The sequence below is a fragment of the Aliiglaciecola lipolytica genome (assembly GCF_018860635.1).
Lineage (GTDB): Bacteria > Pseudomonadota > Gammaproteobacteria > Enterobacterales > Alteromonadaceae > Aliiglaciecola > Aliiglaciecola lipolytica_A.
On record NZ_JAHKPT010000027.1, the window covers coordinates 17156 to 27629 of the forward strand.

A 10474-nucleotide genomic window follows, 5' to 3' on the forward strand; every position below is an offset into this window, starting at 1 on the left:
AGACAGTTTAGTTCAAAAATTCTTTTAAGAACTTAAGGTAGCGCTCAGAGGCAACAATGCGGTTTTCTTTCTTACTAAAACCATGTCCTTCGTCTTCAAACAATACGTATTCCACGTGATTGCCTGCCTCACGAATGGCCGCGACCATATCGTCACTCTCAACTTGCAACACGCGAGGGTCGTTGGCACCCTGTACCACTAAAACTGGCTTGGTCACTTGGTGACCGAAGAATACCGGCGAAATACTATGTAAGCGTTTTTTATCGGTCGCCGGGTCCCCCATCTCGTCATACAAAGCTTGTTTAAATGCTTCCCAATATGGCGGTATACTTTCAAGTGTGCGCACCCAGTTAGTGACCCCCACTATATTTATGCCAACATCAAACTCTTGGGTAAAGGTCATTGCCGCCATTGTTAAAAAGCCGCCATAAGAGCCCCCCATAACCCCTATTTTGTTTTCGTCTACCCAATCCAAGCTTTGTAAATATTTCTTGTTGTAAACGACATCTTGTAAGTCATCTTCACCATGGCGCTTATCATCTAGGTGAAAAAATGTCTTTCCATAACCGCTAGAGCCGCGATTATTGATCATAAAAATGGCGTAGCCGTTATTTACTAGATGCTGGATCATCGCGGAATAACCAAACCGTGATTGTCCGCCTGGGCCGCCGTGTATCCACACTATTGCGGGCACTTTTTCGGTTTCTGCTTGTTTGGGTTTGTATAAAATTCCCGGAATTTCTAAACCATCAAAGCTTTTGAAACGCCGGGTTTCGCCCGCGACCAAGTGCGCTTGTTTAATCTTTGGGTTGCCGTTATTACTTAATTGCACCACCTTATCTGAACCAATTTTGTGATGATAAAGATTCGATGGCGACGTGTCTGAGTTTAGGTAAAACACCATTTCTGTTTCATCTGCAGTAAAGTTAACACCTCTGAGATCGCCAGGGGGAAGCGTTGGCATAGTCACCTCTTTGCCAGTGGCGACTTCAGTGATGCTCAATACCGTTTGTGCGTCTTGGTTGATGCCATTAACTTGGTATTTTCCGTTTTTCGAAAAGTAGCTAAATATCACATCCCAATCAGCTTCAAAATCAACACTATGCGAACCATCGGTTAGGCTGTAATTCATAACATGGGTGAACTCGCTACCTTTGTTTGAGCCATATAATAAACGCTCGTTGTCCGCTGAAAAGGTATAAATAGAATAAGCAATTGACTCTTCTTCATCACCTGCGATCAGCTTAGGAGTTGCAGTTTCTTGACTCAAATCGACGAGGAAAATATCAGAGTCTGCACTTGAATTAGCTTTGGTGAGCGCGAGCCAGTTTGCATCTTTACTCACATCACTTAAGTCAAAACCGTCGTCATTCTGAAAAATCATTTCACGGCTATAGTCTTTTGTTGAGTACAAATACAAGTCAAAGAAACGCGGGTCCCGCTCCGTGGTTAGCACATAAAAATGGTCTTGGTTTTCGTGCCAGCCAAAGAACTCAGCTCGTAATGCTTCACCTGGTGTTAAGTCGACGAGTTTACCATCAAGCTCACGTACGTAAACGTGATTAAGCTCGTTACCACCTAAATCAGCGGATACAATAATGCGGTCGTCTTTTGGAAACCAACTCTCAGCATAGGTAGAATCCGTTGTAGATTTTGTCAGTGCTTGTTTTTCAGAGCCATCTAGTGGTATTCGATAGGCATTGTAAATACCAGACTCATCACTGCTAACTAATACTGCGCTTCCATCATGACTGATAGACGATCCATACATTGACGTAGTCGCAAAAAATGAAGCTGCGTCATAGGTTTTAAAATCATCGGTTTTATTTGTGGCAGTTTCTGGCGTGATTCCTGAGTTTTCTGGTGTCTGCTGGCACGCACTCAATGCGAATACTAAACTGGCCATTGCTAGTGAAGTGTTTATACGTTTTAAAAACATGTAAGCATCCTTGATATTATTTGTTGAGAGCGCTTAATTTCTCTTCCAGTACTGAATTAATCGAATGATGCAAGCGCGTTATACATTACCTTGTTCACTCTGAGGGGATAAGTCAAGAAAACTGAAACAAATTAGTGTTTATTAGCACGCCTTTTCAGTGCAAATGTTTTTGATATTCCCCAGTAAAAATCGACACTATCCACTTTAGCCTGGGACTATCAACATCACTCACAGGCGCTGCACCAAAGCGTTCGGTGTTTTTCCGTAGTTTGGAAGCTTTGCAGTCATAGCTCGTTTGTGCACAGCATTGTGTGCATGATTGTTAATTGTGCTCCATTTGGGCAATATAATGTGTAAGTGGAACGAATTATGAAAATTTTCGTTTTCACAGGCCCTCAAAATGGGCTTAAAGCTGGTCTAGACGTTGTTTTATGCGTTGCTGAAATAGCTGTAATTACTTGCCGTGACTCTAAATATGCTGTGGTTAAGCGAGTGTTACGTTTCAAAACAGAACTTCTTAGGCGTTCTTTTTATAAAGGATCTCATATGACTATTGTTCCATTGATAGCCGGTGTTTTTTTGGGAGGACTAGGTGGATTTATTTTGTTTGATTATTACCGCTTTAATAACAAAGCCCTAAAAACCTACGGCAAAATACTCCGATATGATGAACTCCAATACAAAGAAAATGCTAACCGTAAACGAACAATGTACAGGCCCTGCTTTGAATATAGAGTTAGCGGTAAAACCTATGAAGTTACATCTAAAACAACATTTAGCACTCAGGTAATACCGATAGGACAAAATACGAAAGTGTTGTATGAAATAGGAGATGAGAGCAATGCTCGGTTAACTCAGGGGAACGGATATGGTTTAGGTATTCTGTTTATCGCTCTTTCCCTACCTGCATTTTATATTGCTTTGCAGGCATAAATAGCATTTTTTGAACAAGGGTTCTTAACAAGACACCCATGTTTAAAACGGGTTCTTAACAAGACACCCATGTTTAAAAAGTAGCTGCTTTAACCCAGAACGATGATTAGCCTTAGCTACTGCTCTGAGTTTGAACAATATTTTTATCCCTAAAAATTTCAAATATCATACTTTTAAAGCAAATAATGAGAATGCCAGCCTCAGGTTGTGCGGGTTGATTCTGCTGCATTGGCTATTTTCATGTTATGGGTGTCTAAATAAAAAATACATTCAAGTGCATCATGGTAAAGCGTTTTTAAATCCGAATATGTTGAGCCTTATGTCTCAATCTCCCCGAGCGTCTAAAATATCTCAGTTTATTTTGTAATAAATCCCTTAGAAAGAAGACTAGTAACTTTGAATTTCAGATATTGATGTCAATTTCATAAATCTAGAAAAGGTAATTTTAGGGGGAGAGTAAGAATGGAATATATTGATAATATTTTGGCAAGTGACAACTATGTATTTATGGGATTAATATTGATTGGAGTCTTTATTCTCTGGTTTCTTCCTGCAATGCTTGCTCTAGCTTTCAACCGAAAGCATTTTAAATACATATTGCTTGCCTGTATTCCTGCCGGTTTTTCTGTCATAGCATGGGGCGGCGTAATGGTTTGGGCAACAACGGGTAAAGTTTTTGGTAAGTACGCGAATAAAGTGAATGCTGAGAATTAGTGAAGAGGATACAAACTGCTGACCTCGTAGTTCGCAGCGCGAACCGCTTGGACCGAAAATACTGTGGGGTGTCGAAATTCTAACAGAGAATTTTTACCCGTTAGCTTAGTGTTAATTGCACAAGGAAGTCCCGTGAATCTTAATCAAGTTACATTGCCAGTTAAACACATGGATGAAGCCACCGAGTTTTATTTAAAACTAGGGTTTACTCAAATTGTAGATACTCCCCATTATGCCCGGTTCGAATGCACCGACGGAAATTCAACTTTTTCACTTTCATTAGAAACAGGTGATTTTTTAAATGGTGCAGTAATTTATTTTGAACATGAAGATTTAGATCAATGGGTATCAGATTTAAAAGCTGTTGGTATCAAGTTTGATCAACAACCAACAGATCAAAGTTATTTATGGCGTGAAGCAATACTGCACGATCCATCAGGTAATAAAATCAAACTATACTGGGCTGGTGAGAATAGAGTCAATCCACCATGGAGAGTTGATAAGCGCGGCTAACTAGCACTTCAAACCGAAATAAAGTTGGTTGTTTTCACTTCGTTCAACATTATAACCAGCTATATTTGTGCACTTATCGCGGCGTTATTGCGCACAGGCTTTTAAAGCCTGTCTTTAGCGTAAACATAGAAATTTTCCTTAGTTCTACGATTTAACCACTGCTTTTTCCCACAATTGAGTAACGACTTTATTAATTTCAAATATTTATATATCTAATTTTTCTATCAAAACCAGTTAAGTGTAGCCCTCATCAAAAATTGTTATTTTCTGGCGGTTTGGTTTAGTCTAGGGTAATAATTTTAATCAATGATACAGTACTAATGGCTTGTTACAGTAAGGCCTCGATAGTCAAGTTGATGCAGTAATTTCGGACGTTAGTTTGAAGGGAGTCGTAATAATGTTCAGTCGAATAATCTTACTATTAATCGTTGTTTTTTCTCTAAATATTAATGCTAAAACAGTATTAGAGTTGGGGGATATCCCACCAGATTTTTTGGGTAAAGATAACAATGGTGACATTGTTAGCTTGAAGGATCATAAAGGTAAAATTGTGGTTATATCTTTTTGGGCATCTTGGTGTTCACCTTGTATCAAGGAGCTTCCAATCTTAGAAAATATTCAAAATAAAGTGGGTATAGATAAAGTCAAAGTGATAGCCGTTAATTTTAAGGAAGATCGTAAAAAATATAACAAGGTTAAAAAGTTACTTTCTTCACTAAACTTAACGTTAACTCATGATAAACGAGGTGCCATAGGTAAGAAATTTGGTGTTGAAGCAATTCCTAACTTATTTATCGTAGGCAAAAATGGAGAGCTTGTTTTTCATGAAATAGGTTATGGTGATGCGTCTATAGATAAAATTGTTGAAGTGCTAAACCAGCAACTTTCAAGCTCGCTAGCGGTTTAAAATTGCCACCAAAAACAGAAACAGCTTTTTTACCCCATTTAAGAAGGGATTAGGCGCCAATACCGGAATATGAATGACTGATAAATTCGCAACAAAACAGTTTATTGCCGAGATAGCAAAGCTAGGTCACCAGCAATCAACTAGTGTGCTCCAACTAAGGGGCCTGTTCTCATCTTTGTCCTTATGGAACGCTTGGCGATTGATGGCCCTCCGAGCTCAAGGTGAGCTAGCTTGGCTAGTTAGCTTCCTTCAGTACCGTATTCAGCAGACTACCAGTAAAGGGTGTTGTTCTGTGCTTTTGGTTCAGAGATTACAATGAAGCTTACAGGCAGGCGAACTGCTTACCTCATTTTGCTTGTTGTCATCGTTGTATTGGGCGCATGGATGATGGTGCACAAACTACAGGGGCCTGAGTTGGCTGTATATCGTATCCAAAGTCAGCCATTGGTGCAGACTGTCGTTGCTACCGGGCGGGTTACGTCGGGATCGCGGGCGCAAGTGGGGGCACAAATCTCAGGCGTGATCGCTGAGCGTTTTGTTCGTGAAGGTGACGAGGTCCTAGCTGGCGACGTACTGGCGGTGTTACAAGACAATGAACAACTTGCTCGCGTCGGTGAAGCAAAAGCCGCCCTTGCTGAACTGCGTGAATCGAGTAAACCACAGGCCGATGTCACTTTGAAACGGGCTGAGGCGCGGTACGAGCAGTTCAGGCGCGAAGCGCAGCGTCGAAGGGATTTACTAGAGCGTAAGCTAATTGCCCATGAAGCCGTTGAACAGGCGGTTGAACAGGAAACTGAGGCACGTGCAGCACTTGAACAAGCCAAGCTTGCTGCAGAAATGCTGACTGCTGGTTATCCTAGCGATGTTGCTGCTGCCGAGCGCCTAGCGGCTGCACGCGCAGCACTGGAAAAAACAATAGTGCGTGCCCAAGTGAGCGGTACTGTGTTAACTCGTAATGCTGAACCTGGCGACGTAGTGCAGCCAGGTCGCGTGCTGTTTGAGATTGCCCGTGCTGGCCAAACCGAACTGCTGGTGCCGGTGGATGAAAGGAATCTCTCGGCTTTGCGTCTGGGACAACCTGCCCTGTGTGTAACGGATGCCTATCCGGATAGTCCGTTTTCGGCTACCTTGAGTTTTATCTCGCCAGCGGTGGATCCACAGCGTGGCAGTGTTGATATCCGTTTACAATTGGCAGCGATTCCTGACTTTCTGCGTCAAGACATGACTGTCACAGCCAATATTGAAACCGGCCGTCGCGAGAGCGCCCTTGTCGTGCCTAACGATGTGCTTGATGACATTAATGGCAGTTCGGCATACGTTTGGAAAGTCACAAACGGTCGCTTGCAACGCACAAAAGTGACGCTTGGTTTGCGCGGAATGGGGCGAACCGAGATTACCAGTGGATTGGCAAACGACGATCTGATTGTTGCAAATATAGACCCGTCGCTGGTGGATGGCAGTCGGGTGCGTGCTCGTGAAGATGATGTAATGCCGCTTACCAAGGAAACCGATGCATCTACCGCTCGCGAAACACCGGTTAAGTTCGAATGACAGGCATATGGACCGAATCGACAATCGCTATTAGGTTTTTGCGAGAAGGTCGTTCACAAAGTGCTTTAATTCTCATCGGCATTGGGGTTGGCGTTGCGGTTATCGTGTTTATCAACGCACTGATCACCGGGTTGCAAGACAACATCATTGATCGCACCTTGGGTACACAGTCGCATATCAGATTGTCGGCTCCCGATGAGGTAAACCAGATTCTGCCACTATCTGATGACAGCGTGCAATTGGTATTGGAAAGCAAGCGAGCGCAACGACTGCGTTCGATAAACAACTGGTTGCAATTGCGTGATGTATTGGACACATTGCCAGAGGTAACGGCAGTGTCTCCGATTATTTCCGGGCCAGCATTTGCTCGTCGCGGTGAAGCCCTTGAATCGGTGGCACTGGTCGGCATAGACAGCGAGCGCTACCAGCGGATTCTGCCCATCAGCGAAGACATCATTGAAGGGGTTTTCGAAGTGGGTGCTGGCAAAACAGTGATTGGCAAGCAACTGGCCATCGAACTAGGTGTTAGTGCCGGCGACAAGTTAAGGTTGCAGACTGGGCAAGGCGGCGACAGCGTGTTGAGTATCGCCGGAATTTTTGAGTTGGGTGTTCGTGACCTTGATGCGCGGTATGTTTACCTAGATATGAGTCAGGCGCAGTCGCTGCTAAATCTGCCCGGAGCGGCAACCGTAATCGATATGACTGTCATAGATATTTTTCGTGCAGACATTACGGCGACGCGCATAAGCCGACTGACCGGTCAGAAAGTTGAAAGCTGGATGGAGACCAATGCGCAGTTGCTGAATGCACTGCAGAGTCAAAGCTTGTCGACAAATATGATCAGTATGTTTGTGGCGTTGAGCGTGGCGCTGGGAATTGCTAGCGTGCTCTCGGTAAGCGTTGTTCAGCGTACTCGCGAGATTGGCATCTTGCGCGCCATTGGTATCACACGTACACAAATGTTGCTTGTGTTCCTTATTCAGGGCGCACTGTTCGGGCTGTTTGGCTCACTACTGGGCGGCATTAGCGGTTATCTGTTGGTCTGGATTTTTAACACGTTCGGGCCGCGATTGTTTTTCATTCCGGTCGATCTCAGCCTGCTGGTGGCCGCGAGCATGCTGGCAACCTTAACCGGAGTCATTTCAGCCTCCATTCCGGCGCACCGTGCCGCGCACCTCGATCCGGTGGAGGCTATTCGTCATGTCTGACGTCGGCACCTTTAATCAGCGCCAAGAGGTGTTGCGTCTAAAAGGGTTGAGGAAGAGTTACAACTTAGGTTTGCCGACTGAGGTAGAAGTGTTGCACGGGCTTGATCTTAGTCTTCAGCGCAGCGACTTCGCCGCGCTGATTGGAACTTCCGGTTCAGGTAAAAGTACCTTGCTCAATTTGATTGGTCTATTGGATACCCCAACCGCTGGCGAGATCGAGGTGTTGGGCGAAGCCACCCGCACCAGTGATGACAGTCGTCGCACCACTTTGCGCAGCAGCAGGATCGGATTTGTATTTCAGTTCCACCATCTCATTCAGGCTTTCACGGCGCTCGAGAACGTCCTCATGCCGCTGATGGTCACCCATGGAAAGCCTAGCGCCGAGCAGCGCGAGCTTGGTCATAGTCTCCTCGCCGAAGTGGGCCTAGCCGCTTACGCCGAACGCAAACCTGATCAGCTATCTGGCGGTCAGCAACAGCGTGTAGCTGTAGCTAGGGCACTGGTGACCCAACCTGCCCTGTTACTGGCAGACGAACCCACAGGTAATCTCGACAGCAAAAGCGCAGACGAGGTCTTCGCCTTATTTCGCATGTTCAATCAGAAATTTGGCTGCGCGGTGCTTTTGGTAACACATGATGCGAAACTGTCTGCTCAATGCGACCGCATAATAACCCTCGAAGACGGCAGGATCGCTAGTGACACCGGTGGCCGTGTTTGAGCTAATAAGTTGAAATAAATTATATATTTGAATTGCAAACCGCAATTGCGCTTCACAATGTCACTTATCAACTGTATGTATTCGGACTAACAATTCGCCAAACATTTGATGAACGGTTAGTGTAAGGCACTAGTTTTAAAGGAGTAAAGATTGAAGTATTTAATAACCTTGCTAATTATCGTAAGTTGTAACGCTCTAGCAAATGATGAACTCAAATCTATTTATTTTGCGTTTGAGTCAGATTTTATGAGCAATGATGCTGAGAAATATTCTGATTGGATAACTGAGCAATATGAAATTGTTCAAACTATGCATATTCCGGGTATGGGTAAAGACAGTCGTAAAGTTACAGGAAAGCAGATGATTGGGTTGATGAAAAAAATGAATAAACCGAATTCTACCCCTCGCTCTACATTTGAGAATACCAGTATTCGTCTAATTGATAATACGGGGTTCTGCGCGACTTCTAGTGCGCTCACAACAACAAAAGTTTCAGGCAAAGACTACGAAGAAAAAGAAACCAGAGAAGTATGTTTTCGTAAGTTAGAGAGTGACTTTAAAGCGATTGAGCACAAAATTGACGTTTACTACAAAAAACTATAAATCCATACAAGCGCTTTAAACTTGATTCTAAAGTAGTCATGTTTTTTGCGGAACAAAAGCCAGAGCGAGCTTTCTACACAATTTAACCGGCGGCAATGAGTCATGGGGGATTATGCATTGAATGTTGGAATCTACATTTACGATGATGCTGAAGTACTAGATTTTTCTGGTCCTTTTGAAGTGTTTTCAACTGCCAACAGGTTATCTAATCCTGCAGGGTTGTTTAACGTGTTTTTAGTAGCCGAGGAAAGTCGCACTGTTAAGGCTAGAGGCGGATTTAAGGTTAATCCGCATTATTGTTTTAGCCATCATCCTGAAATTGACGTACTGATAGTTGTTGGCGGCATTCACACCCAGGAGTTGCTAAAATCAAAGGTTATTGATTGGGTTTCTACTACGTCAAAGAGCGCGAAAACGGTAGCGTCTGTTTGTACCGGAGCCTTTATTCTTGCGGAGGCCGGATTGTTATCCAATCTCAAAGTAACCACTCACTGGGAAGATATTGAAGATCTTCGGAGCTCATATTCAGACCTAACCGTTATCGAAAATCAACGGTGGGTAGATGAAGGCAAGGTGGTAACATCTGGTGGTATTTCCGCTGGCATTGATATGACCCTTCACTTAGTTTCAAAATTTGCTAGTTTAGATTTGGCAGAGAAAACCGCGAGGCAAATGGAATTTGACTGGCGTAAAATTATTTAGACACCCATGGAATTATCAAGACACCCATGATTGTTTAGGGGAACAACTCAGGCTGCAGATTCTTTCAGATTAACTTGGGACGGATATTCCACAAGAGCTGTTAGCGGGCGCTTAAGTTGGCGTTAGCAAACAAGAAGTTACTTAATGATTTTTATAAAAATGAGAATTTGATGCTAAACAAAATATTCATGTTATTTCTTGCTCTTATTCTAACCAGTTGTGTAGTTATGCCTGAAATAGGCTATTCAGAAAAGTATCAATGTGCGCTATCAACAGATAGAAAAATATTAAAATTAGTGAACTTGACTGATGGTGATACTAGCTTTTACCAATGGAATGATGAAATATTTGCAATACTATCTATTCCAACATCAGCAATTATTTCAGGTACATATGTCCTCGTTAATAACGTTTATCATATTGGCGAAAAGAAAATTAAATGTGGTTAACAAAATTAACATGACATCCATGATTATTTGGTAATTTTTTCTAGATGTTCTAGGCTTACAGTTACTCAACAACCATGGATGGTTAGTTATGCCTCAGTCACGAAAATCTCAAATTAGTCTTATTGATACGTCCTATTATCATTGCGTCTCCCGTTGTGTTCGTCGCTCGTTTTTGTGCGGTGAAGATGAATTTACGGGGCAAAGTTATGAACATAGGCGAGGCTGGGTCGAGCAACG

The 10474-nt window shown here is 43.2% G+C and carries 12 protein-coding genes; 11 read left to right on the forward strand and 1 reads right to left on the reverse strand.

The genetic code is table 11. The annotated features are described in order from the left end of the window. Window positions 1-7 precede the first annotated feature (7 nt). Window positions 8-1939, reverse strand: coding sequence for a S9 family peptidase (locus KO530_RS15900; protein WP_252729321.1), 1932 nt, complete (start codon window positions 1937-1939; stop codon window positions 8-10). Window positions 1940-2308: 369 nt separating this feature from the next. Here KO530_RS15900 and KO530_RS15905 point away from each other — a divergent pair, with 369 nt between their 5' ends. The 11 genes from KO530_RS15905 to KO530_RS15955 all read left to right on the forward strand — a co-directional run. Continuing rightward, on the forward strand, window positions 2309-2872 hold the full coding sequence (locus tag KO530_RS15905) for a DUF3592 domain-containing protein (protein ID WP_252729322.1): 564 nt from the start codon (window positions 2309-2311) through the stop codon (window positions 2870-2872). Window positions 2873-3334: 462 nt separating this feature from the next. Next, window positions 3335-3586, forward strand: coding sequence for a superinfection immunity protein (locus KO530_RS15910; RefSeq protein ID WP_216049444.1), 252 nt, complete (start codon window positions 3335-3337; stop codon window positions 3584-3586). 132 nt (window positions 3587-3718) lie between these two features. Then, window positions 3719-4099, forward strand: a complete 381-nt coding sequence (locus KO530_RS15915; RefSeq protein ID WP_216049445.1) for a VOC family protein — start codon at window positions 3719-3721, stop codon at window positions 4097-4099. A 397-nt stretch (window positions 4100-4496) separates the two neighbouring features. Beyond that, window positions 4497-5006 carry a TlpA family protein disulfide reductase gene (locus KO530_RS15920; RefSeq protein ID WP_216049446.1) on the forward strand — a complete coding sequence of 170 codons (510 nt, stop codon included), beginning with the start codon at window positions 4497-4499 and terminating at the stop codon, window positions 5004-5006. Between the two features lie 387 nt (window positions 5007-5393). Then, a complete protein-coding gene (locus KO530_RS15925) occupies window positions 5394-6557 on the forward strand; it encodes an efflux RND transporter periplasmic adaptor subunit (RefSeq protein WP_216049447.1) in 1164 nt (387 codons plus the stop codon). Beyond that, a complete protein-coding gene (locus tag KO530_RS15930) occupies window positions 6554-7765 on the forward strand; it encodes an ABC transporter permease (RefSeq protein ID WP_216049448.1) in 1212 nt (403 codons plus the stop codon). Before KO530_RS15925 ends, KO530_RS15930 begins: the two co-directional genes overlap by 4 nt. After that, window positions 7758-8483 carry an ABC transporter ATP-binding protein gene (locus KO530_RS15935; RefSeq protein ID WP_216049449.1) on the forward strand — a complete coding sequence of 242 codons (726 nt, stop codon included), beginning with the start codon at window positions 7758-7760 and terminating at the stop codon, window positions 8481-8483. Before KO530_RS15930 ends, KO530_RS15935 begins: the two co-directional genes overlap by 8 nt. A gap of 150 nt (window positions 8484-8633) precedes the next feature. After that, complete coding sequence (locus tag KO530_RS15940; RefSeq protein ID WP_216049450.1) at window positions 8634-9086, forward strand: hypothetical protein; 453 nt, start codon at window positions 8634-8636, stop codon at window positions 9084-9086. Between the two features lie 117 nt (window positions 9087-9203). Then, a complete protein-coding gene (locus tag KO530_RS15945) occupies window positions 9204-9788 on the forward strand; it encodes a DJ-1/PfpI family protein (RefSeq protein WP_216049451.1) in 585 nt (194 codons plus the stop codon). A 116-nt stretch (window positions 9789-9904) separates the two neighbouring features. Continuing rightward, entirely contained in the window at window positions 9905-10237 is a 333-nt protein-coding gene (locus KO530_RS15950; protein ID WP_216049452.1) for a hypothetical protein, read from the forward strand. A gap of 88 nt (window positions 10238-10325) precedes the next feature. After that, the coding region (locus KO530_RS15955; RefSeq protein ID WP_216049456.1) for a Type I secretion system protein TolC at window positions 10326-10474 on the forward strand (149 nt) is incomplete at its 3' end.